This is a genomic window from Synechococcus sp. WH 8101 (assembly GCF_004209775.1).
Classification (GTDB): domain Bacteria; phylum Cyanobacteriota; class Cyanobacteriia; order PCC-6307; family Cyanobiaceae; genus Synechococcus_C.
Window position 1 is genome coordinate 1,764,581 of record NZ_CP035914.1, and the last position, 24,822, is coordinate 1,789,402.

30 protein-coding genes, 1 tRNA gene and 1 pseudogene are annotated in these 24,822 nt (G+C 62.7%); 16 read left to right on the forward strand and 16 right to left on the reverse strand.

Annotation, left to right across the window (positions count from 1 at the left end):
* Nucleotides 1–10 precede the first annotated feature (10 nt).
* Together SynWH8101_RS09310 and SynWH8101_RS09315 are read left to right on the forward strand one after the other, a co-directional pair.
* Entirely contained in the window at nucleotides 11–235 is a 225-nt protein-coding gene (locus SynWH8101_RS09310; protein WP_254428119.1) for a hypothetical protein, read from the forward strand.
* A gap of 8 nt (nucleotides 236–243) precedes the next feature.
* Nucleotides 244–798 (forward strand): phosphate-starvation-inducible PsiE family protein, encoded by a 555-nt coding sequence (locus SynWH8101_RS09315; RefSeq protein ID WP_254427932.1) that lies wholly within the window; start codon nucleotides 244–246, stop codon nucleotides 796–798.
* Here SynWH8101_RS09315 and SynWH8101_RS09320 read toward each other — a convergent pair.
* Nucleotides 761–1,279, reverse strand: a pseudogene (locus SynWH8101_RS09320) (Nif11 domain/cupin domain-containing protein); the annotation flags it as partial. The gene SynWH8101_RS09315 and the pseudogene SynWH8101_RS09320 overlap by 38 nt on opposite strands.
* A 20-nt stretch (nucleotides 1,280–1,299) precedes the next feature.
* Here SynWH8101_RS09320 and SynWH8101_RS09325 point away from each other — a divergent pair.
* Both SynWH8101_RS09325 and SynWH8101_RS09330 read left to right on the forward strand, forming a co-directional pair.
* On the forward strand, nucleotides 1,300–1,533 hold the full coding sequence (locus SynWH8101_RS09325; protein ID WP_130129533.1) for a DUF3136 domain-containing protein: 234 nt from the start codon (nucleotides 1,300–1,302) through the stop codon (nucleotides 1,531–1,533).
* Between the two features lie 27 nt (nucleotides 1,534–1,560).
* Nucleotides 1,561–1,899, forward strand: a complete 339-nt coding sequence (locus SynWH8101_RS09330; RefSeq protein ID WP_130129534.1) for a c-type cytochrome — start codon at nucleotides 1,561–1,563, stop codon at nucleotides 1,897–1,899.
* Here the strand turns inward: SynWH8101_RS09330 and SynWH8101_RS09335 are convergent.
* On the reverse strand, nucleotides 1,875–2,144 hold the full coding sequence (locus SynWH8101_RS09335) for a YciI family protein (protein ID WP_130129535.1): 270 nt from the start codon (nucleotides 2,142–2,144) through the stop codon (nucleotides 1,875–1,877). The two genes, SynWH8101_RS09330 and SynWH8101_RS09335, sit on opposite strands and share 25 nt — an antisense overlap.
* Nucleotides 2,145–2,245: 101 nt before the next feature.
* Between SynWH8101_RS09335 and SynWH8101_RS09340 the strand changes: the two genes are divergently transcribed.
* On the forward strand, nucleotides 2,246–2,617 hold the full coding sequence (locus SynWH8101_RS09340) for an AbrB family transcriptional regulator (protein ID WP_130129536.1): 372 nt from the start codon (nucleotides 2,246–2,248) through the stop codon (nucleotides 2,615–2,617).
* A gap of 3 nt (nucleotides 2,618–2,620) precedes the next feature.
* Here the strand turns inward: SynWH8101_RS09340 and trpA are convergent, their stop codons facing one another.
* The 3 genes from trpA to SynWH8101_RS09355 are packed head-to-tail and all read right to left on the reverse strand — an operon-like array spanning nucleotide 2,621 to nucleotide 4,068.
* A complete protein-coding gene (gene trpA / locus SynWH8101_RS09345; RefSeq protein ID WP_130129537.1) occupies nucleotides 2,621–3,421 on the reverse strand; it encodes a tryptophan synthase subunit alpha in 801 nt (266 codons plus the stop codon).
* 52 nt (nucleotides 3,422–3,473) lie between these two features.
* On the reverse strand, nucleotides 3,474–3,818 hold the full coding sequence (locus tag SynWH8101_RS09350) for a DUF3007 family protein (protein ID WP_130129538.1): 345 nt from the start codon (nucleotides 3,816–3,818) through the stop codon (nucleotides 3,474–3,476).
* Between the two features lie 4 nt (nucleotides 3,819–3,822).
* On the reverse strand, nucleotides 3,823–4,068 hold the full coding sequence (locus SynWH8101_RS09355; RefSeq protein WP_130129539.1) for an NAD(P)H-quinone oxidoreductase subunit L: 246 nt from the start codon (nucleotides 4,066–4,068) through the stop codon (nucleotides 3,823–3,825).
* Between the two features lie 67 nt (nucleotides 4,069–4,135).
* Here SynWH8101_RS09355 and SynWH8101_RS09360 point away from each other — a divergent pair.
* From SynWH8101_RS09360 to SynWH8101_RS09370, 3 genes are all read left to right on the forward strand, one after another.
* Nucleotides 4,136–4,221: transfer RNA gene (locus tag SynWH8101_RS09360), tRNA-Leu, on the forward strand.
* Between the two features lie 84 nt (nucleotides 4,222–4,305).
* Entirely contained in the window at nucleotides 4,306–6,990 is a 2,685-nt protein-coding gene (locus SynWH8101_RS09365) for a glucosidase (RefSeq protein WP_165380971.1), read from the forward strand.
* A gap of 54 nt (nucleotides 6,991–7,044) precedes the next feature.
* A complete protein-coding gene (locus SynWH8101_RS09370; RefSeq protein WP_130129540.1) occupies nucleotides 7,045–8,643 on the forward strand; it encodes a GMC oxidoreductase in 1,599 nt (532 codons plus the stop codon).
* Between the two features lie 2 nt (nucleotides 8,644–8,645).
* Here the strand turns inward: SynWH8101_RS09370 and SynWH8101_RS09375 are convergent, their stop codons facing one another.
* Both SynWH8101_RS09375 and SynWH8101_RS09380 read right to left on the reverse strand, forming a co-directional pair.
* Nucleotides 8,646–9,137 (reverse strand): DoxX family protein, encoded by a 492-nt coding sequence (locus SynWH8101_RS09375; protein ID WP_130129541.1) that lies wholly within the window; start codon nucleotides 9,135–9,137, stop codon nucleotides 8,646–8,648.
* 52 nt (nucleotides 9,138–9,189) lie between these two features.
* Entirely contained in the window at nucleotides 9,190–10,032 is an 843-nt protein-coding gene (locus SynWH8101_RS09380; protein WP_130129542.1) for a VOC family protein, read from the reverse strand.
* A gap of 152 nt (nucleotides 10,033–10,184) precedes the next feature.
* Between SynWH8101_RS09380 and SynWH8101_RS09385 the strand changes: the two genes are divergently transcribed.
* Nucleotides 10,185–10,961, forward strand: coding sequence for an SDR family NAD(P)-dependent oxidoreductase (locus tag SynWH8101_RS09385; RefSeq protein ID WP_130130459.1), 777 nt, complete (start codon nucleotides 10,185–10,187; stop codon nucleotides 10,959–10,961).
* On the opposite strand, the gene SynWH8101_RS09390 is transcribed toward SynWH8101_RS09385, so the two are convergent.
* Genes SynWH8101_RS09390 through SynWH8101_RS09420 form a run of 7 tightly spaced genes read right to left on the reverse strand, consistent with a single transcriptional unit; the run spans nucleotide 10,936 to nucleotide 16,307 of the window.
* Nucleotides 10,936–11,376 carry a heme-binding protein gene (locus tag SynWH8101_RS09390; RefSeq protein ID WP_130129543.1) on the reverse strand — a complete coding sequence of 147 codons (441 nt, stop codon included), beginning with the start codon at nucleotides 11,374–11,376 and terminating at the stop codon, nucleotides 10,936–10,938. The two genes, SynWH8101_RS09385 and SynWH8101_RS09390, sit on opposite strands and share 26 nt — an antisense overlap.
* A 4-nt stretch (nucleotides 11,377–11,380) precedes the next feature.
* Nucleotides 11,381–11,641 (reverse strand): Nif11-like leader peptide family RiPP precursor, encoded by a 261-nt coding sequence (locus tag SynWH8101_RS09395; protein WP_130129544.1) that lies wholly within the window; start codon nucleotides 11,639–11,641, stop codon nucleotides 11,381–11,383.
* 16 nt (nucleotides 11,642–11,657) lie between these two features.
* Nucleotides 11,658–12,053, reverse strand: coding sequence for a RidA family protein (locus SynWH8101_RS09400; protein ID WP_130129545.1), 396 nt, complete (start codon nucleotides 12,051–12,053; stop codon nucleotides 11,658–11,660).
* A gap of 38 nt (nucleotides 12,054–12,091) precedes the next feature.
* On the reverse strand, nucleotides 12,092–13,039 hold the full coding sequence (locus tag SynWH8101_RS09405; protein WP_130129546.1) for an SMP-30/gluconolactonase/LRE family protein: 948 nt from the start codon (nucleotides 13,037–13,039) through the stop codon (nucleotides 12,092–12,094).
* A gap of 10 nt (nucleotides 13,040–13,049) precedes the next feature.
* On the reverse strand, nucleotides 13,050–13,511 hold the full coding sequence (locus tag SynWH8101_RS09410; protein ID WP_130129547.1) for a cupin domain-containing protein: 462 nt from the start codon (nucleotides 13,509–13,511) through the stop codon (nucleotides 13,050–13,052).
* A 29-nt stretch (nucleotides 13,512–13,540) separates the two neighbouring features.
* Entirely contained in the window at nucleotides 13,541–14,644 is a 1,104-nt protein-coding gene (gene pyrC, locus SynWH8101_RS09415; protein ID WP_130129548.1) for a dihydroorotase, read from the reverse strand.
* Nucleotides 14,645–14,657: 13 nt separating this feature from the next.
* Nucleotides 14,658–16,307 (reverse strand): SulP family inorganic anion transporter, encoded by a 1,650-nt coding sequence (locus SynWH8101_RS09420; RefSeq protein WP_130130460.1) that lies wholly within the window; start codon nucleotides 16,305–16,307, stop codon nucleotides 14,658–14,660.
* A gap of 121 nt (nucleotides 16,308–16,428) precedes the next feature.
* Between SynWH8101_RS09420 and SynWH8101_RS09425 the strand changes: the two genes are divergently transcribed.
* The 7 genes from SynWH8101_RS09425 to SynWH8101_RS09455 all read left to right on the forward strand — a co-directional run bounded on the left by SynWH8101_RS09425 (nucleotide 16,429) and on the right by SynWH8101_RS09455 (nucleotide 23,585).
* Entirely contained in the window at nucleotides 16,429–17,544 is a 1,116-nt protein-coding gene (locus tag SynWH8101_RS09425) for a calcium/sodium antiporter (RefSeq protein WP_130129549.1), read from the forward strand.
* 114 nt (nucleotides 17,545–17,658) lie between these two features.
* Nucleotides 17,659–18,159: a DUF2231 domain-containing protein gene (locus tag SynWH8101_RS09430; protein ID WP_130129550.1), complete on the forward strand. Its 501-nt coding sequence runs from the start codon at nucleotides 17,659–17,661 to the stop codon at nucleotides 18,157–18,159.
* A gap of 11 nt (nucleotides 18,160–18,170) precedes the next feature.
* Nucleotides 18,171–18,791: a DUF2231 domain-containing protein gene (locus tag SynWH8101_RS09435; protein WP_130130461.1), complete on the forward strand. Its 621-nt coding sequence runs from the start codon at nucleotides 18,171–18,173 to the stop codon at nucleotides 18,789–18,791.
* Nucleotides 18,788–19,735 (forward strand): cytochrome c oxidase subunit II, encoded by a 948-nt coding sequence (locus SynWH8101_RS09440; RefSeq protein WP_130129551.1) that lies wholly within the window; start codon nucleotides 18,788–18,790, stop codon nucleotides 19,733–19,735. Before SynWH8101_RS09435 ends, SynWH8101_RS09440 begins: the two co-directional genes overlap by 4 nt.
* A 5-nt stretch (nucleotides 19,736–19,740) precedes the next feature.
* Nucleotides 19,741–21,429 (forward strand): cbb3-type cytochrome c oxidase subunit I, encoded by a 1,689-nt coding sequence (locus SynWH8101_RS09445; RefSeq protein ID WP_130129552.1) that lies wholly within the window; start codon nucleotides 19,741–19,743, stop codon nucleotides 21,427–21,429.
* A 5-nt stretch (nucleotides 21,430–21,434) separates the two neighbouring features.
* Nucleotides 21,435–22,040 carry a heme-copper oxidase subunit III gene (locus tag SynWH8101_RS09450; protein WP_130129553.1) on the forward strand — a complete coding sequence of 202 codons (606 nt, stop codon included), beginning with the start codon at nucleotides 21,435–21,437 and terminating at the stop codon, nucleotides 22,038–22,040.
* 24 nt (nucleotides 22,041–22,064) lie between these two features.
* Complete coding sequence (locus tag SynWH8101_RS09455; RefSeq protein ID WP_130129554.1) at nucleotides 22,065–23,585, forward strand: GMC oxidoreductase; 1,521 nt, start codon at nucleotides 22,065–22,067, stop codon at nucleotides 23,583–23,585.
* Nucleotides 23,586–23,634: 49 nt separating this feature from the next.
* Here the strand turns inward: SynWH8101_RS09455 and SynWH8101_RS09460 are convergent, their stop codons facing one another.
* Nucleotides 23,635–24,102 carry a hypothetical protein gene (locus SynWH8101_RS09460; RefSeq protein ID WP_130129555.1) on the reverse strand — a complete coding sequence of 156 codons (468 nt, stop codon included), beginning with the start codon at nucleotides 24,100–24,102 and terminating at the stop codon, nucleotides 23,635–23,637.
* 71 nt (nucleotides 24,103–24,173) lie between these two features.
* Nucleotides 24,174–24,818 (reverse strand): hypothetical protein, encoded by a 645-nt coding sequence (locus SynWH8101_RS09465; RefSeq protein WP_130129556.1) that lies wholly within the window; start codon nucleotides 24,816–24,818, stop codon nucleotides 24,174–24,176.
* Nucleotides 24,819–24,822: the final 4 nt, after the last annotated feature.

Below are 24,822 nucleotides of genomic sequence, written 5' to 3' on the forward strand. Positions count from 1 at the left end.
CCACGGCCTGATGCTCAGCCTCGTCACCGGCCTGCAGCTGCTGGCCCCCACCCCCCTGATGGCCCAGACCGAGGGTTGGCTGCTTGGCCCCAACAGCCGCACGGGCAAAGACAGCACGGTGGTGCCCACCGATTGCGTTGAAGGACCGGATGGCTCCATCAGCTGCAACACCAAGATCGTGAATCCCCCCGGTGACACGCCGGCACGCCCTTACTACGACCCCTTCAGCAACTGAGCCGTTCCGTGCCCCGTCCCCGCCGGTCTCTTCCCAACTTTCTGCACAGCGTTGACACGCTGGAACGGTTGGTGGCCAAGGTGCTCGCCGTGGTCACCTGTGTGGTGATCGCCGCCTCCCTGATCCAACTGATCCAACAGGTTCTGATCTCCCTGATCACTCCTGGCGGTACCTCCTGGCTGGGTGATGGCCTGATCAAGGTGCTCGGCGATCTCCTCACCGTGCTGATCGCCCTGGAGGTGCTGCAGAACGTCACCAGCTACCTGCGCCGTCATGTGGTGCAACTGGAGCTCGTTCTGGTCACCGCCCTCACCGCCGTCGCCCGGAAAGTGATCGTGTTGCCGGCAGGTTCGGAAGACAAACCCCAGTTGTTGATCGGCCTGGGGATTGCCTCCATCTCCCTGGCTGGGGCCTACTGGCTGGTCATGCGGGCCGCGAATCTGCGCCTTCCGGCGACGGATCCCTCCAAAACAAGGTCAGCCACAGCGTTCCAGGCGCCGGATCCGTCCGCTCCAGGCGATGGGGGCGGTGGGGCGGCAGCACCAGCACATCCCCCACGCTGAGATCACGCTCCTCCTCAGGCTCGCGCAAGCGGAGTCGGGCACTGCCCCGCAGCACCAGGAGCCATTCATGCTCGTCCTGGTCGTACCAGAATCCATCGGGACTCGAATGGTCGCAGGAGTGAATCAACTGCAGCCGCCACCCCTCTCCCCGCTGGAGATCGAGCACGGCTTCGGCACCAGCTGCGGGCACGGGGTGCGCCAACAGGTTGTCAGAGCGAAGTCCTGGAGTTTCAGCCGTCTCACCCCAGCGGCGGCCGATCTCAAATCCCCAGTCGCGGGCTAACTGCACCACCTGATTGTGATCGGTGCAGGCCGCGAAGCGTTGACGCCGATCGGGCTGCTCCTCCAGGAACGCCACCAGGGCATTGAGCTGACTGACCTTATCGAGAAATCGCTGCAGATCCGCTTCCGCCAACGCCTGAGTCGTGCACTCTCGTGATCCTGGCAACAGACGGATCGCAGGCGTTGCTATGAAAGTCACAGGGTCCTCACAGGATCACCATGACAACCTCCAGCAGATCTCTGACCATCGGTGAACTGGAGGCGGGATTCTCAAGCTATTGCCAGGCCCTGCGTCGCCTGGTGTCGGAGGGGAGAGATCTCAAGGCGATTCAACGCACCATCTGCTGGGACTACCTGGAACGTTTGCACACCTGTCTGCCCCAGAGCTATCGCTCCCCCAAGGATCTGGTGCTGCGTTACCAGCGCGCCCAGCTCACCGCTGGCGCACAATGAAGCATCCCCTTGGAATGGACGACCTTGATGGCACGCATCAACCGGATCGGCGCCCTGATACTTGCCGTCGCCATCTGGTTGCTGAGTCCTGCTCTGCAGGCCAGCGCTGCCGATGGTGAGCAACTGTTCAACAATCACTGCGCCGGTTGTCACCCCCATGGCGGCAACATCATCCGTCGTGGGCGCACGCTGAAACTCCGCGCCCTGGAGCAACGACAGCTGAACAATCCCGATGCAATTGCACGCATCGCCCGGGAAGGGATCGGCCAGATGGGCGGCTATGCCGAGGTGCTGGGCCCCAATGGTGATCAAGTCGTGGCCCAGTGGATCTGGAACCAGGCTCAGAAGGCTTGGGTCCAGGGATAAACCTCCAGAGCCGTCCAGATTCCTTCGCGCCAATACACATCCTCTTCCAGCAGGTTGCGCACCTGCTCGGACGTTGACGCTTCAAACACACCGAACACGTGCGTGCTGCCCTCCGTGGGGCCCAGGGTGATCAATACCCCCTCATCCTTCAATGCCGCCAGCCTGGCCAGGTGCTCCTCTCGAAATGGCGCACGCTTCTCCAGTGCGTTCTCGCAATACGTGCCCCAAAGAACAAATCGAGCCATCTGTGCAGTGCAATCCAGCATCCACAGAATAAATCAGGAGGATTGGCGCAACCTCAAGAGTGATCGCTATGTTTGGACCGTTGATCTCTTCACACACGATCATGCTCACCGGGAGCGACCTTCTCAACAAAGTCAAAGAGCTCGGCGATGTCAGTAAGTCCGACCTTGTCCGCGCCTGTGGCTACGTCTCGGACAAGAAGGATGGTGGCGAGCGTCTCAACTTCACGGCGTTCTATGAGGCCCTGCTCGAAGCCAAGGGCGTCAACCTGGGCATCGGTGCTGGTGCCGGCGTGGGCAAAGGTGGCCGCAAGCTTTCTTACATCGCCACAGTTCAAGGCAATGGCAATCTCTTGATCGGCAAGGCCTACACCCAGCTGCTCGACTTAAAGCCGGGCGATGAGTTCGAGATCAAACTGGGCCGCAAACAGATCCGCCTCGTCCCCGTCGGCGGCAGCGACGAAGACGACGAGTGATTCTCAACCGGCAGCGGTTCGCAGCTGCCGGCAGAACGCACCCACTTCGGCGGCGGCGGCGCTTCGATCCACCGCCGCCATTCTTTTCACCAACGCGCTGCCAACAATCGCTCCGTCGGCACCCCATTCACGCACCTGCCTCACCTGCTCAGGGCCGGAAATCCCAAACCCCACCGCCACGGGAATCGGACAACATCCCCGCAGGGACGTCACCAACGACGCCACCCGCTGTTCAAGATTGCTGCGTTCACCAGTCACACCAGTGACGCTCACCAGATAAGTGAAGCCTCGACTGGCTTCGGCGATGCGGCGCATGCGCTCAGCCGGTGTGGTGGGTGCCACCAGCAACACCAGATCAAGTTGGTGCTGGGCCGCCAAAGGAGAGAGTCGCTCCGCTTCCTCCAAGGGCAGATCTGGAATCACCAAGCCAGCGGCACCGGCGGCGGCGGCATCAGCAAAGAAGCGTTCAGCTCCGCGATTGAGCAGCGGATTGCTGTAGGTGAAGAGGATCACCGGAAGGGTCAGCCGGCCCCTCAGGCTCTGCAACATGTCCAGCACCCGATCGGGCGTGGTGCCGGCCGCAAGGGCCCGATGGGCCGACGCCTGGATCACGGGACCATCCGCTAGGGGATCGCTGTAAGGAATGCCGAGCTCCACCATGTCGGCACCGTTTGCCTGAAGACTGAGCAGCACCTCGGCGGTGACCTCAAGATCGGGATCCCCCGCCATCAGAAACGGCATCAGGGCCATGCGCCCCTCGTGCTTCAGCGCCTGGAAGCGGGATGCGATCGCGGATGGGGTCATGGTGGGGTGGGTGGCGGGTCGCCACGCCTGAAGCTCTGCGGGAGCCTACGGTTCAACGGGCATCCTCAGAACCTGCCGCGGATTCCGCCTCAAGCTGCGCCAACAAGGCCTGCTGCTCAGCTTCACTGAGGGCATCGAAACGCGCTTGAAGCTCCGCGTCGGTGACCTGGTCGTAGACCTGGCGGTAGCGCCGACGCTGCTCCATGAAGGTCATGCGACCGGTGACCACGCGCAGCAGATAGGAGCCAGTCCAGACGACCACCACAACGATCAGAACCGCCTCAGCGGCAATGCCTGCCGAGGCCCCTTCAAAACCCAAGGCGCTGAATGCGCCATAGCCAAGGGCGCCCAGGCCGAGAACGAGGCCACCCAGCAATAGAACCTTGAATCGTGTCAACCGTTCAGACCTCGCCCTGACCCTGCAGACGGAAATTCAGGAAGGGCGCAAACACAATCATCCCCGGGAAGAACAGAAACACCAGCCCGTACACGACCAAACGCTCGATCTTGCCCATGCGGGTCCAGCGACGCTGCATCCAGAACAGCAGCCCCAGAGGTACCACGATGAGATAAGCGCCAGCCAAGGCGCCATAAACCACAAGCACGGCCAGCCATTGGAGGTCGATCAGACTGGTGATTGCATCCACCTCGGTACGGCCCTTCGTTGGAGCTGAAATCTAGGATGCCGATCAGGGCGCCGGCATGGGCACCTGCGGGGGCGTGGCGGAATCGGTAGACGCACGCGACTTAAAATCGCTTGGGATGCAAATCCTGTGGGGGTTCAAGTCCCCCCGCCCCCATGCCGCCCACCTGATCTGCAGCGGAAGGCCTGGGCAATCCAGAGTCCTCTCCCTAGGTTGTGGGCAACGAGAATTCGATGCTCCATGGAGCCCGCTGAACTGCTGCGCTGTCGACAGCGAGATGCGGGAGAGGAGCCCTGGGATCGCTGGGGGACCTATCTGAGCGACCGGCAATGGGGAACGGTGCGGGAGGACTATTCGGCCGACGGCAACGCCTGGACCTCCTTCCCCTTTGAACACAGCCATCTGCGCACCTACCGCTGGGGGGAGGACGGACTGCTCGGCCTCTGCGATGAGCAAGGCCTGCTCTGCCTGGCCCCCGTGCTCTGGAACGGCGAGGATCCAATCCTCAAGGAGCGTCTGTTCGGCCTCGGCAATCCGGAAGGCAATCACGGCGAAGACATCAAGGAGGCGATGTATCACCTCGCCGGCACTCCCACCGGCAGTTACGCCAAAGCGCTGTATCGCTACCCCCAAACACGCTTCCCCTACGAGCAACTGCGCGAGGAGAATCGCCGCCGCGGCAGGGACCAGCCCGAATTCGAACTGGTGGACACCGGCGTCTTTGACGCCGGACGCTTTTTCGACCTGGAGGTGGAAATCGCCAAAGCCACTCCGGAGGACCTGCTGATCCGCTACACGATCACCAATCAGGGGCCAGACGCGGCGACCCTGCACCTGCTACCCAGCCTTTGGTTCCGCAACACCTGGGGATGGGGTGATGGCAATGCCGCCCGCAGCTGCATTGAACGCACAGACGGCGGGGTGAAAACCTCTGGTCTGCCGGGCCTGCCGGCAATGGAGCTGCGCTGCAATGCGCCGGGCACCTGGTTGTTCACCGAAAACGAAACCAACACCGAAAGCCTCTACGGCCAGCCCCTGACGCAGCCCTATGTCAAGGATGCGTTCCATCGCTATCTGATCCATCAGGAGTCAACGGCGGTCAATCCGGCCCAAAAGGGCAGTCGCTGCGCCCTGCTGCTGCAGCGCCAGCTGGCGGCAGGTGAGGTGTGGTGCGTTGACCTGCGGCTCTGCCGGCATGACCGCAACCATGCCAGCGAGAGCGATTGGCTCCAGCCCAATCAGGCCTCCAGCCTGTTGCAACAACGCCGGGCCGAGTGGGACGACCATCTGACGAGCGTCACAGGCGCGATGGCTGCGGATGACCGCGCCATCCATGCGGCCGCCGCCGCGGGTCTGTTCTGGTGCCGCAAATTTTACAACTGGAATGTGTCGCGCTGGCTGCGGGGCGACCGAACCGGACCGACGCCACCGGAAGCGCGCTGGCACACCGAGAACGCCTACTGGAAAACGCTGCGCTCCCGCGATGTGATCTCCATGCCCGATTGCTGGGAGTACCCCTATTTCTGCCAGTGGGATCTGATGTTCCATGCCGTGGCTTTCGCTGAACTCGATCCAGGTGAGGCGAAACGCCAATGCCGCATGCTGCGCCAGGCCTCCTACACCGCCAACAACGGCCAATCACCGGCCTATGAGTGGGCCCTCTCCGATGCCAACCCGCCGATCGGCGCTTGGGCGGCGCTGCGCATAGCCCAGATTGAAAAACGCTCCGGTCACCCGCTCGACTTCGCCTTTCTGCGCAGTGCCCTGCGCCAATTGATGCTCGAATACGGCTGGTGGGCCAACCGCACCGATCGCAACGGCGACAGCCTGTTTGAGGGTGGCTTTCTCGGCCTCGACAACATCGCCATCTTCGATCGGCGCTATCCCCTCAAGGACGGCAGTCGCATCGAGCAATCCGACGGCACCGCCTGGATGGGCATGCTCAGCCTCAACATGCTCGAGATCGCCGTCACCCTGCATCAAGACCGGCCGGAGTATGCCGAACTCACCGATCGTTTCATCGATGACTTCAGCGTCCTCTGCTTTGCGCTCAACAGCCCGGGCGTGCGGGGCTTCGTGAACTGGGATGAACAGGACGGGTTCTATTACGACGTTCTCAAGCGCCCCGATGGTTCCACCGACTATCTGCGCACCCGCTCTCTTTCAGGCCTCATCCCCTTGCTCGGCATCGCCAGCTTCGACGCTGACGAGGTGAAAGCCATTCCCAACCTCGATGTGCGCCGCACCCTCTCAGAAGTGGCCAAGGAACGGGGCGCACCGTTTGAACACATCAGCCATCTGGGCAGCTGGCACCGCAACCGCGTGCTCTACTCCCTTGTGCCGCCATCCCGACTGCGTCGCATCCTGACGCGGGTCTTCGATGAAAACGAATTCCTCTCGCCCTATGGCATTCGAAGCCTGTCCAAGGTGTACGCAACGTCTCCCTACACCTACGTGGAGGGCAGCGATGTAGCCACCATCAGCTACAGCCCAGCCGACAGTCCGGTGGCCATGTTCGGCGGCAACTCCAACTGGCGCGGACCGATCTGGATGCCGATCAACTTCCTGCTGATCGAAGCGCTGCAGAAATACGGCTTCTTCTTCGGGGATGACTTCCTGATCGAATTCCCCACCGGTTCAGGCCAGCAGATGAACCTGTGGCAGATCTCTCTGGAGCTGCAGAAACGCCTGGTCGGCATCTTCCGTCGCGATGCCTCCGGCAGGCGCGCCTTCAATGGCGAGGTGAACCTGTTCCAGCAGGATCCGCTCTGGCGCGATCTGTTCCTGTTCAACGAATACTTCCACGGCTGCAATGGCAGCGGCGTGGGGGCCAGCCACCAGACGGGATGGACCGCTGTGGTGGCCAAGATGATCACCCAGCTGAATCGATGGCAACACTCTGATTCACCCAGCCATCCTTCATGACGGCACGGTGCGGGCTCCCTAGCGTTGAACCACATCGCCAAGCCCGTGACTGCCATGGACTGTTCCACCCGTGCGGCGCATCGCAACAACCCGATCGAACCGCAGAGCGAACAGTTCGATGTGGTGATCATCGGCAGCGGAGCCGGTGGCGGCAGCCTGGCCCGTGCCCTCGCCGACCGTGGCCACTCGATCCTGATCCTGGAGCGGGGCGGCTGGCTGCCCCGTGAACCCCAGAACTGGGACCCGGTGGAGGTGTTTCAGAACAACCGCTACGTGAGCACCGACCTCTGGGAGGACAAGCACGGCAAGGCCTTCCAACCCGGTAGCCATTACTTCGTGGGAGGCGCCTCCAAGATGTACGGCGCCGCCCACTTCCGCCTGCGGGAGCGCGATTTCGAATCGGTGCTGCACGTGGATGGTGAATCACCGGAATGGCCCCTGAAATACGACGTGTTCGAGCCCTACTACCGCCAGGCGGAGGAGTGGTATCACGTGCACGGAGCACGGGGTGAAGACCCCACCGAACCACCGGCCTCCTCGCCCTACCCCTACGCGCCGATCAGCCACGAACCGCGCATGCAGAAGCTGGTTGACGATCTGCGTTCCGCCGGTCTCCATCCCTTCCATGCCCCCACGGGCGTGGCCCTCAATGAGGCCGATCCCGCCTTCAGCGCCTGCGTGCGCTGCAATCGCTGTGATGGCTTCCCCTGTCTGGTGCACGCCAAGGGAGACGCTGAGGTGATGGGGGTGCGCCCAGCCCTGGATCACGACAATGTGTTTCTGCTCACTGAAGCGGAGGTGCTGAAGCTGCACACCGATGAAAAAGGGCGACAGGTCACCGATGTGGTGGTGAACCATCGGGGCGTGGAACGGCGCTTCCGGGGCCATGTGGTGGTGGTGTCGGCCGGTGCGGCCAACAGCGCCCGCCTGCTGCTGATGTCAGCCAACGATGCCCACCCCCGCGGCCTCGCCAACAGCTCCGACCAGGTAGGCCGCCATTACATGTATCACAACTGCAAAGCCGTAGTGGCTCTGGCCCATGAACCCAACACCACGGTGTTCCAGAAAACGGTGGCCGTGAACGATTGGTATTTCGGTGATGACGCCTTCGACTATCCGATGGGCAATGTGCAGATGACCGGGAAAACCAATGGGGCGATGATGAAGGGCTACAAACCCCGCCTCACGGCTTTAGCACCCACCTGGACGATGGATCGGATCGCCCAGCATTCGCTCGATTTCTGGTTGCAGACGGAAGATCTGCCGCTGGCCGACAATCGGGTCACCGTGAATCGAGACGGTCGCATCCGACTCAGTTACACCCCCACCAACAACCGGGCGTCACAGGAGCTGACCAACCGGCTGGAACAGCTCCTCGACAAGCTTTACCTGCAGAACCATCTGGCGGAACGCCAGATTTACTTCGCCTCAGCGATGGAGATTGCTGCGGTGGGCCACCAGGCCGGCACCTGCCGGTTTGGGACCGATCCGACCCAGTCGGTTCTCGATCTCAACTGCAAGGCGCACGATCTCGACAACCTCTACGTCGTCGATACCAGCTTCATGCCCAGCATCGCCGCCGTGAATCCCTCCCTGACGGCGATTGCCAATGCCATCCGCGTGGCCGAACACCTGGCGGAGCGGCTGGCTTGATCTCAACCCAGCCAGAGCTGGAGACGCGGCGCCAACACAAGCAGATCGACGCTGATCGGACCACCACCTGAACCGATCAGCACGGCGCACATCACCACATACATCGCCGCTTTCTCCCAGCTGGGGGGCTCACCCACCCCCATCGGTCCGGCGTAATCACCTTCAGGAATCTGAAACGGATCCGGTGCAATGAAGGGAAAGCCACTGCGGATTTCCAGCACCACGGCGTAGAGCATCGACACCGCGATCGCAGCGGCCGCCAGAGGCGTCAACACGCCAAGGATCAGGGCGATCCCCCCGGCCCACATCGAAAAAGCGGAGAGAAAACAGAGCCAGGCGGGTGTCTTCATCGCCGTCGCCCAGGTGTTGAGATGACGCAGCTTCGGCCAGCCATGCCGGATGAACACCAGGCCGGTGAACACACGCAGGAGCAACACACTGGCTCCGGCCAGGCCCGAGGGAGCGGCGGGCACCAACAGAGCGACGGGATCCATACCTTGAAGCCGATGGGTGCGCCGACGTTAAGGACAATCGCCTGAGACGTCGTTAAGGCTGCAGCCAGAGGCGATGCCCATCGGGGTCGTGCAGAAGACAGCCCTGCGCCAGCCCAGGATCTCGCACCAGGATCTGGGCATAGAGCGCATCCTCAGGCTGTAGATCCGTGGCCATCGGCCCCGGGGACGCAGGCTGGAGGTAGCGAAGGAATTCCACACCGCAACCCTGGGCCGGACCGATGCCGTGAATCGCCACCTGGGCCTGCTCCAGAGCATCGAGCCGATCCTGCTCCAGCCCCATGTTGTATGTGGCATAGCGGAGCTGGAAGCGCAGCTCACCCACGTAGAAGGCCAGGCTGCGATCACTGTCTGACACGGCGATTGCCGTGTGGTCGAACCCCATGAACAAAGGCTTCTCCGGGCCATGCCAGCGGCGATCCCCCTGCCCCTCGGGGAAGCTGAGCAACTCCATCGCATGGCCGCAGGCATTGCGGAATTTCCAGGCACCCACGCCATTCGGCAACCACTGGGGCGCCTGGGAGATCGGGGTGACCAGGGGCCTGAGACGGGCCGCGGCCTGCTCCAGATTGCTCACAACGATCGCCACATGCTGGAACCAGAGGCCGTTGGACGGCCCCGGCTCCAGGGGCGGCCGGGGCGGCCGATCCGGGAAGGTGATCAACTCCAGCCGCTCCTGCCCCAGCTGGTAAGGGTGCAGCACGGCATGGCTATCACGAAGGCCGAAACGGCGTTGCAACAACTCCCCTGCCAACTGCTCACATGGAAGGGGTCGGGCCTCAAGCGCCGCCATCAGGGGCGTCAGGCGTTGGGGATCGGGCGTGGACACAGCCAGACCCTCGATCCGGCGCTCGGGTCGATCGACAGACACGGCCATGGCAGGAAGAACGCACGTCTGGCAGACAGCACGCCTGTCTTAGCCGGAACCACGCCGATCCACAGGACGTGACAGGAACACAGCAGGATCGGCGAAACCCGGCTATCCATAAGGAGCTTTCCTTTCCCTTCATGACTCAGGTCCCCCAGGCGATGACCTCCCTGTGCCTGCAGGACAAGGTGATCGTCGTGACCGGTGGCAATTCCGGCATCGGCAAAGCGATCGTGGAAACGGTCGGCGGCCTGGGCGCCAAAGTGGTGATCGACTACCGCTCCCATCCCGAGCGCACGGAGGAACTGATCGAGGAGATCGGTGAACTCGGCGGCCAGGCGATCGGTGTGCAGGCCGACGTGAGCAAGCTGGAGGATCTGCAACGCCTGATCGACACCGCCGTGTCAACTTTCGGCCGCGTTGATGTGATGGTGAACAACGCTGGCATCGAGACGCGCACCTCGATTCTCGACACCAGCCCGGAGGACTTTGACAAGGTGATGAATGTCAACCTTCGGGGCGTGTTCTTTGCCACCCAGTACGCCGCCAAGCAGATGATCGCGCAGGGCACGGGTGGGCGCATCATCAACATCTCCTCGGTGCATGAAGACTGGCCGATGCCCAACAACACCCCCTACTGCGTGGCCAAGGGTGGGGTGCGCATGCTCACCCGTACCGCCGGTGTGGAGCTGGCTGGCAAGGGCGTGACAATCGTCAACGTTGGCCCTGGTGCCGTTGCCACGCCGATCAACGACTCCACCATGAACAATCCTGAGCTCCTCGCCAAGCTCAATGCCGCCATTCCGATGGGGCGCATGGCCCAGCCGGAGGAGATCGCGTCCGTGGTGGCCTTCCTCGCCAGCAACGGTGCCAGCTACATGACCGCCACCAGCCTCTTCGCCGACGGCGGCATCATGATGAGTAGCCCCGGACTCTGAGCGCGAACGCCTCCACACCGGCACGGGCGACTGCTGCATCCACATCCGGCGTCATGCCGGACACCCCGATCGCCCCCACCAGCGCTTGATCGCAGCGCAGCACCAGCCCACCGGCCATCAGGGCACAGGGCTGGTGCAGCACCCCCTGCAAGGAGAGCAGCGCCAGCCGCCCGCCGGCGATCGCCTGCTCGGCTGCAGCACTGTCAGCTCCCGTCAGAGCGGCGGTGCGCGCCTTGGCCATGGCCGTTTCCACGCTGGCAGGCGAGGCGCCATCGCAGCGGCGGAAACAGACCAACTGGCCCGCACCATCCACCACCGCAATCGAAACCCGGGCCGCAGCCTGCTCGGCGGCGGCTAAGGCCGACGCCAGCACCGCGTCCGCATCGGCGAGATCCATCCAGAGGCGCTGATGCATCAGCTCAGCTCCACTGAATCGCCATTTTCCAGAGGTGACCCTCCAGCTCCACGCCGGCGGCCAGGGCCTCGAGGGCTTCCGCCGGCAAGCGAAGGGTGGCTTCAGCCTGATGCACGAGGATGTCGACACCCGTGAAATGGAAACCCATCGCCTCACCCTGGGCGGCGATGTCATTGAGGCAGGCGGCGCTGTGAAAACGCTCCAGAAGAGCGGGATCGGCTTTCACGGTGCGGAGGAAGGCCTCCAGTTGGGGATTGCTGGTCATGGCAAAGGATGGCGGTTCAGTCTTTGATAGCGATGCAAGAGATTTCGATTCGGGCTCCCACCACCAGCTTGCTGATGCCGATCACGGCGCGGGAGCAATAGTTGTCGGCATCGGGGAAGAACTCCTGCCACACCGCATCCATCGCCTCGATCTCATCGATGTCGGTCATGTACACCACCGCCTGCCCCACATCGCGATAGGTGCATCCGGCCGCTTCCAGCACACCGAACACATTCTTCAGACATTGGCGCGTGTGTTCGGCCGTGCCGCCCGCCACGGTCTGGTTCGTGACCGGATCCACAGGCATCTGGCCGGACACAAACACAAACTGGCCGATGCGATACCCCTGGCTATAGCTGGCAACCGGCCGGTTGGCCTGCTCCGTGCGAATCGGATGACGTTCAAGGGGCATGAGGCGCGATCAGGCGTGAATCCCCGTGATAGCGGTGGTCAGGGCATGGCGGGGTGTTGAACGCCACGGGTGTTGAGGTGAATGGCATACACCGCATCCCAACTGCAAAGGAACAAACGGTTGCCGAACTCACCACCGAAACAGAGATTGCCCACCAGTTTCGGGGTGAGAATCTTGCCGAGCAGGCTGCCATCGGCAGCGATGCAGTGCACGCCATCCCCGGCGCTGCTCCAAAGATGGCCCTGCTCATCCACACGAATGCCGTCGGCATTGCCCGGGGCGACGCGATGAAAGCTGCGGCCGTTGGCCAGGGTCCGGCCGCCATCGCGCACATCGAACACCCGGATCTGTCGATCGGGGGCAGGGTCATCGGGGGCCCCGGTGTCGACGATATAAAGCAGCGACTCATCCGGCGAGAACGCCAGACCATTGGGGCCTTGCACCTCCTCCAGCGTGGTCATCGCCTGCAGGGAGCCATCGGCGGGATCAAAGCGATACACCGACGGAGCCTGCCAGGAGGCACGACGACCGCCCTCGTAGTCGTTCACCAGACCGTAGAGGGGATCGCTGAACCAGATCGTGCCGTCACTCTTCACCACCACATCGTTGGGCGTGTTGAGGGGTTGGCCAGCATGGGAATCCACCAAGGTCACCACGCGCCCGTTGTGCTCCGTGCGCAACAGGGCGCGATGACCGTGGCTGCAGGTGAGCAAGCGCCCTTGCCGATCCCGGGTCTGACCGTTGGGGAAGCCGGCACGGTGGCGATACACCGTGAGGCCCAGCGCGTCATCCCAGGCGAGGATCCGATCGTTGGGGATGTCGGACACCAGCAGCCGCTGCTGGTCGCCGAACCACACCGGACCCTCCAGCCAACGGCAGCCATCGAACAGGCGCTCCAGCTGGGCGTTGAACAACACCAACTGCTGAAAGCGGGGATCAACGATTTCGAACCGTGTCTCCACGAACTGGCTGCGGGTCACCTCCATCGCTCAGTCCTCACTGAAAGAAGCCGGGAGGACGGTTGCGCCAGGCCTGGTCATGGCGCTGGATGATCAGCTGCACGCAGGGCTCGTCCCCCACCTGGGCGGAGAGATGGCCCTGCTTGCCGTCGGCAGTGGCCACGCAGCCCTGGTCGCCGCCATAGGAATACTCCCCGGCATGCATCACCACCTTGGTGCCGTCCATGCTCTCCACCGACCAGGCCCCACGCAACACGTAGATCCATTTCGGGACGTGGTTTTCATGCCAGTCGGCGGTCCAGCCCACGGGCAGGTAGGTGACAAAGGCATGCCCGTTGTCGAACAACTCACGGGAAAACTGGGGCGAATCCCCGGGCCCGAGTTGGCCGAGCTGAAAGTCACTGATCGTGCACTGCTCCTGGCGACTGACCCCATGCGCATCGGTCCAGAGATGCCAGTAGCGCTCGGGCTGGGGAGCCTGGCTGAAGGGATCGCTCATGCCATCGCAGATGCCTGCGCGCACCCTATTCAGAACGTTCCGCTCTGCCCAGCGTTCTCCACACTCCAGGCCAGCTCCTCACCGGCATGGAACAGCCGTGGCGCTTCCGCAGCTTCGAGTGGTGGGGTCATCGCCGCATCCAGCTGCAGCCGCTCGGGCACGCTCTGGGGCTGGCGCACCAGGGTGACCGTTTCGCTGTTGAGAGGCAGGCGGTAAAAGCGCGGACCATGCTCACTGGCAAAGCCTTCCAGTCGATCTAAGGCCCCTTCCCGATCAAAGATCGCGGCATAGCTCTCCAGGGCGTGGGACGCATTGAAGATGCCCGCGCAACCACAGCTGGTTTCCTTGCCGGAGCGGGCGTGGGGAGCGGAATCGGTGCCGAGGAAAAAGCAGGGTTCACCTCCCGTTGCTGCCGCCACCAACGCTCGGCGATGCCGCTCCCGCTTCAACACCGGCAGGCAGTAGGCATCGCTGCGCAAGCCGCCGGCGAACATCGCATTGCGGTTGAGGTGGAGGTGGTGGGGGGTGATCGTCGCCGCCAGGGTGGTCTCACCGGCGCGATGGCAGGCACTCACATAGTGGGCGGCCTGCTCGGTGGTGATGTGCTCCAGCACCACGCGCAGGGCGGGAAAGCGTTGGCGCAACGGCACCAGATGGCGTTCGATGAACACTGCCTCCCGATCAAACACATCCACCTCGGGATCGGTGACCTCGCCATGGATGAGCAGGGGCTGATCGATCGCCTGCAACATCTCGAGAACGGGCGTGATCGCCTCCAGATCCGTCACCCCCGCTGCGGAGTTGGTGGTGGCGTTGGCGGGATAGAGCTTGACCGCCGTGAACACGCCGGTCTCAAACCCCTGCTTCAGATCCTGCGGATCGGTGGAGTCGGTGAGATAGGCCGTCATCAGCGGCGTGAACGACAGACCAGGCGGCAAGGCCGCCAGGATGCGGTCGCGGTAGGCGACGGCAGCGGCCGCGGTCGTGACCGGAGGCCTGAGGTTGGGCATCACGATGGCCCTGGCGAAAAGGCGCGCTGTTGACGGCAGCACCGCCGCCAGCATGGCCCCATCCCTCAGATGTAGATGCCAGTCGTCGGGGCGACGCAGGACGAGGCGAGAGGGAGAGGCCATGGGCTGCAGACGATCAGGCGGGAAGGCCGGCCACGGCGGAGCGCAGGGCCTCCAATCGATCTTCGCTGATCTGCTCCTGGGGGATCCGCTCAAGCAGCTTCAGCTTCTCCAGCCGGTTGCGGGCGCCACCGGGCAGAAGCACAAGGTGCACCTGGCGGCCCACCTCAAGTGCTTCCTTGATGGCGTTTTCCAAGGCGAGGGAGGCTGTGACGCCGAGATGGGTGACCTCACTGAGGTCAAACACCACGGCATTGCAATTGCTGATCGCGTTGTGCTCCCGGGCGATGGTTTTGGCCACACCGAAAATCATCGGGCCGGCCAACTGGAACAGCAGCACCTTGCCGCCAGCCTGGTCGAGCAGTTGCTGCTCCTCGCCAGACAGCTCCACGTCATCGTCAGCGGTGCTGATCGTTTTCACCCGTTTCGACTGCAGCGCGCTCATGCGATCGATGGTGAGCACATTGGCCACGAACACACCGATGCCCACGGCCGCGATCAGATCCACCAACACGGTGAGGGCAATGACGCCATAGGTGATCAAGGCGGCCTTCAACGACAGGTGATGGGCCCGGCGCAGGAAGTCCCAGTCGATGATGTCGATACCGACCTTGAGCGCGATCCCGGCCAGCACCGCCAGGGGAATGGTGGAGACCAGGGGCGCCGCCAGCAGGATCACGAGCATCAGAATCACGGCCCGCACCACGCCGGACAAGGCGGAGCGTCCACCGGCCTGAATGTTCACCACCGTTCCCATGGTGGCGCCGGCACCGGGCAGCCCTCCGAACAAGCCGGAGGCGATGTTGGCCAGGCCCTGACCCACCAGCTCTTTGTTGGAGTTGTGCTCCGTGCGGGTGAGGCTGTCGGCCACCACGGACGTGAGCAGGGCATCAATGCAGCCGAGCATGCCGAGCACAGCACCATCGATCACCATCAGCCGCAGCTGATCGGCCGAGAAGGTGGGCATGTGCAGGCTGGGGAATTCCGCCTGAAATTCAGGAATCGTGCGCAGACCTGCGGCACTGAAGATGGTGAGGGAGAGAATCGTGCCGACCACCAGCGCCAGCAGCTGGGGCGGGCAAACTTTTTTCAGCCTGGATGGGGTGAACCAGAGGATGGCCACGGTGATCAGGGCCAGGATCAGTTCGTAGGGCCGCACGCCCGAGAGCAACTGGGGCAGCTGCGACAGGGTGCCGATCACGCCACCTTTGGGGCTGGCTTGCCCCAGGAAAGGAGCCAGCTGCAGGATCACCAGGATGATGCCGATGCCCGACATGAAGCCGGAAATCACCGTGTAGGGCATCTGGGTTACATACCGGCCCAGGCGAAACACCCCGAAGAGGATCTGGAACACTCCGGCCAGGATCACCACGGTGAAGGCCATCGCCAGAGCCGTTTCCTTGTCGGGGGCCGTGGCGGTGAAACTGAGGATCACCGAGGTGAACACCACGGTCATGGGACCGGTGGGCTCGGAGATCAGGGTGGGGGTTCCACCGAACAAGGCAGCCACCAGGCCGATGATCACGGCGGCCCACAGACCGGCGGCAGCACCGGCTCCGGAGGCCACTCCGAAGGCCAGGGCCATCGGCAGGGCGATCACGGCGGCGGTGACGCCACCGAAGGCATCACCGCGCAGGTTTCTGGTGCTGATGTGGTTGAAGAGCACCGAAGACAAACGATCAAGAGCGGCGAAATGCTAGGTGGCTTCTGAAAAGAGGAGCCCTGGTTCCGATCAGCGTCCGTGATCAGACTGAACAGGACAATGAATCCCCTGGCCCTGCGGAGCGATGTCGCCGTTCCTGATCTCCGTTCTTGACGTTGTGGTGGGGATCGGCCTGCTCTTCGGCGGTGGTGAGCTGTTTGTGCAAGGGGCCGTGAGTCTGGCCCTGATCCTGGGCATTCCCCAGCTGGTGATCGGCCTCACCGTGGTGGCCCTCGGCACCAGTTCACCTGAACTCTTCGTGAGCGTGGGCTCGGCGCTGGCTGGCTCCGCCGATCTGGCCTTAAGCAACGTGGTGGGCAGCAGCATCTTCAATGTGATGGTGGTACTGGGCAGCAGCGCCCTGGTCATGCCGCTGCGCGTGGAAAGTCGACTGGTGCGACGCGATGTGCCCCTGTTGCTGGCGGTTTCTGCGGCCGTGTGGGGCATGGCATCGGCGGGTCGGGTCACCTGGCAGGCGGGCGTGGCCCTGCTGCTCGCTCTGGTGATCAACACCCTCTGGGAGATCCAGACCGCCAAGGAGGAACCGGAGGGGATCGAGGAGGCCGAGCCAGAGGTGGATGCGGCAAGCGCCAACCGCGGCTGGGGTGGCTCCCTGGTCCGGCTGGCGATCGGAATCGTGCTGCTTGGCTTCGGTTCCAACGTTCTGGTGAAGGGAGCGAGCGCAGCAGCGGCCATGCTCGGCGTGAGTGAAGCGGTGATCGGCCTCACGATCGTGTCGGCGGGAACCTCGATGCCGGAACTGATCACCTCCCTGGTGGCGGCACTGCGGGGACGCACGGATCTGGCGATCGGCAACGTAGTGGGCAGCAATCTGCTCAACCAGTTACTGGTGCTCAGCGGCTCCGCCCTCGCTTCAGGCGCCTATGGCCTGCACGTGGATCCAATCCTGATTCAACGGGACCTGCCGGTGATGGTGCTCACTACCCTGGCCTGCATGCCAATTTTCTGGAGCGATGGCCGGATCACCAGGGTCGAGGGCGGCGTGTTGCTGGGGCTTTACGTGTTTTATGTGATCGATCAGGTGCTGCCCCGCACCCTGCCCAGCTGGCAGGACGAGTTCCGACTGGCCCTGCTCTGCCTGGTGCTTCCGGTCGTGTTGGTGTTGATCAGCGTGCAGGTGATCAGCCACTGGCGCCAACTTCGCTACAGCCGCCGGCGGGGCGACGACGACCTGGCGTGATCAACAGCACAGGAGAGCGGTCGGCATGCGCACACCCACATTTGCAATCCGACAAGAGGGGATGACTCCTGGGGCAAAGCTGACCATCCTTGTAAGGCCAAGTGCGGCTTGCCGATGCTGGAGCTGCTGCCTCCCTTAAACGACAAGAATCTTCCCTGGCTCGATGTGATCCACCCGATCGTGGTTCATTTCGTGATCGCGATGGCTCTGATCACAGTCGTCTTCGACCTTCTGGGCGTGCTGACCAAACGGCGCAACCTGTTTGAGGTCAGCTTCTGGAATCTGGTGGTGGCCACGGTGGCCATCTTCGTGGCGATCATTTTCGGCCAGATCGAAGCCGGGCTCGCCAATCCCTATGGCGCATCCCGCGACATCCTCAACTACCACAGCACCATCGGTTGGAGCCTCGCCGGTGTGCTCGGCCTGCTCACGGGCTGGCGCTACGTGGTGCGGCAGAAGGATCCCACCAGCCTGCCTTCGGGCTTCCTGGTGATTGATGCGGTGCTGGCAGTGCTGGTGTTCTGCCAGGTGTATCTGGGCGACAAGCTCGTGTGGGTCTATGGACTGCACACCGTGCCCGTGGTGGAAGCGGTGCGTAGCGGGGCCCTCTCATGACCACCATTTCGATGGATCTCCTGATTGAGATCGCGTCGCCGATCAATGAAATCGTCGACCAACTCGGGGCCAACGATCTCCCCTATGCCATCCCCCTGCACCCCAACCTGGTGCACTTCACGATCGGATTGTTCGCCATCGGCATCGCCTTCGACTTCGCCGGTGCCTTCTATCCACTCGAGAAGCGGGTGTTCCGCTTTCTGGCGCTGCCGGTGACCCGCACCGGCTTCCACGACGTGGGCTGGTACAACGTGCTCGCCTGTGCCGTGATCACCTTCTTCACGGTGGCTGCCGGTTTCTACGAAATGCTCCTGGCGGTGCCGCTGCCGGGGATCCGCAGTGTGATCGGCCAGAACGCGATCGACACGATGCTCTGGCATGCGATCGGCGGCGTCGCCCTGCTCCTGATCATCGTCGCCATGACGATCTGGCGCGGCTATCAACGCTTTGTGTGGCGCAAGGACCTCGGCCGTCAGGTGAGCTGGCTGTATCTGGGCTGCGGAGCCCTGATCCTTGTGATCATGGGCGTTCACGGCAGCCTCGGCGCCTGGCTTGCCAGCGAATTCGGGGTCCACATCACTGCGGATCAACTCCTGGCTGCTGGAGCCGATCTCCAAGAGGTTCTGCCATGACATCGACAACCCCCAAAGGCAAGAGCGGTTGGCCGATCCGGCTGATCGCCGTCATCCTCCTGGCCACGGCCAGCGACGCCCTGCTCAGCTATCAGGTGTCGCAATGGGCTTATGGCTGGCTGCCCGTACCGGCCTCCACCGCCGCTCCCTATGTCGACGATCTCTTCAGCCTGGAAGTGGGAATCGGCGCCTTCATCTTCTTCGGTTGCACCGGTTTCATTCTTTGGTCGGTGCTGTTCAATCGGGCCGAAAAATACGACGAGAGCGATGGCCTGCCGATCGAAGGCAACAACACACTGGAGGTCACCTGGACGGTGATCCCCTTCATCATCGTCATGATCCTGGCCTATCAGGCCATTCACGTGAGTGAAACCCTCTCGGCCCTCGGGCCCAAAGTGAAATACGACGTGGAAGGGGGCCTGAGCCCAGACACGGCAGTTGTGACGGGCGTGCGGGCTGACATCGGCCCCATTGATGTTATCGCTCGGCAATGGAGCTGGGAGTTCATCTATCCCAACGGCGTGCACAGCTCAGAACTGCATCTGCCCCTCGATCAGCGGGCCAATTTCCGCATGAGCAGCGAAGATGTGATTCATGGATTCTTTGTTCCCGCCTTCCGCCTGAAGCAGGACATCGTTCCCGGCAGCGTGATTTCTTACAGCATCACACCCACCCGAGAAGGGCGTTATCGCCTGCGGGATTCCCAGTTCAGCGGTGCTTATTTCTCCCAGAATCAAACCGATGTGGTGGTGGAGAGCGAAGACGTGTTCAACGCCTGGCTGAAGCAAAGTGCTGCCAATCCCCTGGTTCCCGGATTGAGCCCGGGAACGGCCCTCTATAACGAGCGCCTCGCCAAAGGCAATAAGGGCTGGGCCACGGTGCCACCGGCACCGCCTCCGATGGTGAATGATCCCGGCAATCCCGACGCTCCCCACGACGCCTGACCCCGATGACCACCACCAAGTACGACCCGAGAGTTCTCAAGGCGCCCCATCCCGTGCCCGGTGCACCGGACAACTGGAAGCGCTTTTTCACCTTCAACACCGACGCCAAGGTGATCGGCATCCAGTACATGGGCCTGTCCCTGTTCTTCCTGCTTGTGGGAGGACTGCTGGCCATGGTGATGCGCGGTGAGCTGATCACACCGCCATCGGATCTGGTGGATCCCACCGTTTACAACGGGCTCTACACGATGCATGGAACAGTGATGCTGTTCCTGTTTCTGTTCCCGATTCTCAACGGCTTCAACAACCTGCTGATCCCCACCATGATCGGCGCCCCCGACATGGCCTTCCCGAAGGTGAATGCCGCCGCCTTCTGGCTGGTTCCGGTGTTTGCGGTGGTGTTGCTCTCCAGCTTTTTCGTGCCGGGAGGACCGGCCTCAGCCGGTTGGTGGTCCTATCCACCGGTGAGCATCCAGAACCCCCTCGGCCACTTCCTCAACGGTGAATTCCTCTGGATTCTCGCCGTGGCCCTCTCGGGGATTTCCTCGATCATGGGCGCGATCAATTTTGTGACCACGATCATTCGCATGCGCGCTCCTGGCATGGGCTTTTTCCGGATGCCCGTGTTCGTCTGGACCGCCTGGGCGGCCCAGACCCTGCAGCTGGTGGGCCTTCCTGCCCTCACCGGTGGGGCGATCATGCTGCTCTTCGACCTCAGCTTCGGCACCAGCTTTTTCCGGCCCGAGGGTGGCGGCGATCCGGTGCTCTACCAACACTTCTTCTGGTTCTACTCCCACCCGGCGGTGTATGTGATGGTGCTGCCAGTGTTCGGCATCTTCTCCGAGCTGATCACCGTGTATTCGCGTAAGCCTCTGTTTGGCTACAAGTTTGTGGCGATCGCCTCCTTCATCATCACCTTCCTGGGCTTGATCGTGTGGGTGCACCACATGTTCTATTCAGGCACGCCCCAATGGATGCGCAACATCTTCATCGTCACCACGATGCTGATCGCCGTGCCAACCGGTGTGAAGGTGTTCGCCTGGCTCGGCACGCTTTGGGGAGGGAAGATTCGGCTCACCACGCCGATGCTGTTCGTGCTCGGTGGTGTGGTGAATTTCATTCTGGGTGGCATCACGGGCATCATGCTCGGCACCGCCCCGGTGGACATTCACGTCGGCAACACCTATTTCGTGGTGGCGCACTTCCACTATGTGATCTTCAACACGATCGGCTTCGGAATCTTTGCCGGCATCTACCACTGGTTCCCCAAGTTCACCGGCCGCATGTATTACGAAGGCCTCGGCAAAATTCATTTTGTGCTCACCTTCATCGGCGCCACCCTCAACTGGCTGCCGATGCACTGGGCCGGCCTTTACGGCATGCCCCGTCGCGTTGCCTCCTACGACCCAGAATTCGCCATCTGGAACGTGATTGCCAGCATCGGCGCCTTCATGCTCGGCGTCGCTTCGATTCCCTTCATCCTCAACATCGTCAGCTCCTGGGCCCGCGGCGCCAAGGCCTCCGCCAACCCCTGGAACGCGATCGGCCTCGAGTGGCTCCTTCCCTCACCGCCCCCGGCTGAGAACTTCGAGGATGACGTTCCCACCGTGATCAGCGAGCCCTATGGCTATGGCCTGGGCAAGCCCCTCGTGAAAGACGAGGAGTATTACATCCGCCGTTCCATGGAGGCCTGAAACCGATGACCACAGCCACCCCGGATCTCAACCTCAATCACGAGCCAGGCCACATCAAGCACGATGGCCACAACCTCACCGGCTTCATCATCTTTCTCTGCTCAGAGAGCATCATCTTTCTGGCCTTCTTCAGCGGCTTTGCCTTGCTGAAGCTCACCAGCCCCGAATGGCTCCCGGAAGGGGTGGAAGGCTTGGAGACCAAACTGCCCCTGATCAACACGATTGTGCTGGTGAGCTCCAGCTTTGTGGCCTACTTCGCCGAGCGTTATCTTCACAAGGAAAACCTCTGGGGATTCCGGGCTCTCTGGCTGCTCACCATGGCGATGGGCACCTATTTCGTGTACGGGCAATACGTGGAGTGGTCGGAGCTTCCCTTCAGTCTCTCCAGTGGTGTATTCGGGGGCACGTTCTACCTGCTCACCGGATTTCATGGTCTGCATGTGATCACGGGCATCCTCTTGATGGCCCTGATGCTGTTCCGTTCCTTCCGTCCTAACAATTACGCCAAGGGCGATATGGGGGTCACCTCTGTGAGCCTGTTCTGGCACTTTGTGGATGTGATCTGGATCATTCTCTACATCCTCATCTACGTGTGGCAGCGCCACACCTGAGTCGTTCCTTACCTGAATCGAGCCATGATCATCGATGATCGCCACTACGACGTCATCATCATCGGCAGCGGTGCCGGTGGTGGAACCCTGGCCGGTGCCCTGAGCCGCAAAGGGCACCAAGTGCTGCTATTGGAGCGGGGCGGCGCCATGGCTCTGGAGGATCAGAACGTGGCCGATGTGGATCTGTTCAGGAAAGACCGCTACCACCCCAAGAACGAACGCTGGTTCGGGCCCGATGGTGATCCCTTCGCTCCCCAGACCACCTATGCCCTGGGGGGCAATACCAAGATCTGGGGAGCCGCCCTGGAGCGAATGCGGGAGAAGGATTTCGGCGAAGTCCCCCTCCAGGACGGCGTGTCACCAAGCTGGCCCTTCGATTACGCCAGCCTGGCGCCTTACTACGACGCCGCCGAAACGCTCTATCAGGTGCATGGCCAAGCGGGGGTGGACCCCACGGAGCCGTCACGGTCGGCGCCTTTTCCCCACGCCCCGAAACCGCTGCTTCCCTTCCTGGAACCGCTACGCGATGGCCTGCAGCGTCAGGGGTGTCAGCCCTATGACCTCCCCCTTAGCTGGTCGGCCGATCCCGAGGATCCCTCCGGCGATGCCCAGATTTTCGGTCTGAACCAGGCCGATCCCAACACGCTGGAGACGCGAGCCCTCGCGCGGGTGACCCGCTTGCACACCAGCCCTGATGGACGGGAGGTGAAAGGGGTGGAGGCCGAAGTGGCCGGGGAACTGTGGCTGTTCAGCGCTGATCTAGTGGTGCTGGCCGCCGGTGCGATCAACACTGCAGCCATCTTGCTGCGCTCCAGCTCCGATCGGCATCCACGCGGCCTGAGCAACGGCTCCGACCAGGTGGGCCGCAACCTGATGAATCTGCAGCTCACCTCGATCCTGCAGCTGGCGGCCGAGGCCAACGACGGCCGTTATGCCCGCTCCTTTGGCATCAACGACTACTACTGGGGAGACAAGAACGTCAGCTTTCCGCTTGGTCATCTCCAGAGTGCCGGAGGCGTCTTGCAGGACGCCTTGTTTGCGGAGTCGCCGCCGGTGCTCTCCCTGGTCAGCAAGCTGATCCCCGATTTCGGCCTCGAACGACTCGCCTCCCGCTCGGTGGCCTGGTGGGCGATGACCGAAGTACGACCCGATCCCCACAACAAAGTGTGGCTGCACAACGACCAGATCCGGATCAACTACCTCCATAACAATCGAGAAGCCCACGATCGGCTGGTTTATCGCTGGATCGACACCCTGAAGGCGGTGGAGGCTGATCCGGTGACGCGGGTCGTGACCTCAGCGCCCACCCATCCGCGCGGCGAAGCTCCCCTGAGCGTGGTGGGTTATGCCTGCGGAACCTGCCGGATGGGACAAGATCCAGCCGCCTCAGTGGTGGATGCCACCGGCAAGTGCCATGAGCTCAACAACCTCTACGTGGCCGACACCAGTGTGTTCCCAAGCTGTCCGAGCGTTGGCCCTGGTCTCACCGTGATTGCCCTGGCCCTCAGGCTCGCCGATCAGCTCGATCAGCGCCTTCAGGCCTGAGCCTCAGGCGCACGGCATCACAGCCGGTCTCCATCAGGACTGACGCCATTCACCCACCGAGGAGAAAGGCGCGCAGCGAACCGATCGCTCCAGCCTGAGACGGTTCGGACACCAGCGCTCCCGCCACCAAGCCACCGGCCAGAACACCATTGGGCAGAAAACGGGAGGCCAGCCGGGCCTCCAGTTCGGCATTGATGTCGTCGTCGGGATAGAGGCTAAGCACCGCCATCACTTCGCGATCATCCATGAACTGGCGCACCAGGGGGGTGAGCAGGGCATCGGGGAGAAACCCCTGCTCGCGGCCGAACTGATGCTGGAGCCCATGAAACAGTTCATGGCGCGCCACCTCCGCCATGCTGCGCTGCTTGCGACGTGCCACCTCAGAACACAGGCTCACCTTCTGCTGCGCGGGATCAAAACTGCCGGCACCGTTGTGAATCGCCTGGCAGCCACTCCCTCCCTCCACCACCTGAATGCCCGCCAACGACGACACCAGCAGGAGCAGAAACAGGGGCATCGAGGGTTAACACATCCTTAACCCCTCCATTCTTAAGGGTCTCATCGGATTCCCACAGTCCGTTTGAATACCTATTCGAAGGGTCGACGTCCGATCCAGACCCCCTGATCGTCGGCCCTCACCAGGAACTGATCGGCCTCGGATGTGAGGCTCAATCGGTTGAGCTGCTTCACGTTGACGCCAGGAAAGGCCGTGAGGGGCAAGCGCCGGAGCTGTATCCCCTCGGGGAGTGGGCCGAAACGCTCAGGCCAGCTCCGCACCAGGGTTCCCTCCTCCCAACGGGCCCGGATCAACTCCACGGACACCCCTGAAGCCACAGCGACAGCAGCCGACGGGCGTGGTGAGACAGCTGGTGCATTGTCAACAGGCTTGGCCTTCGCAGCAGCCTTGCCGTTGGCAACAGCCTTGCCGTTGGCAACAGCCTTGTCCCCCGATGCACTCGGTGGGCAGGCCGGGTCCTTCTCGGCACCGGGCTTGGCAGCCGCATCCTTGGCCTCGACCAGCTCCGGTGGCGGCGGCAACTTGGCACTGAGAGTCAGTAGGGAGGAGGGCACCAGCGGCTCCTGTCCACCCAGGCGCCGGCTCAGCCTCACGAGCTGGCGCGTGTTGTCCACCACCGTGGCCGCAGCGGCGGGAGGCGCGGCTCGGCTGCGCCAGCTGGAGGCACCGATCACCGCCGCGTGGATTGCGATGGCCACCGCAACAGGAAGGGCCAAGGGC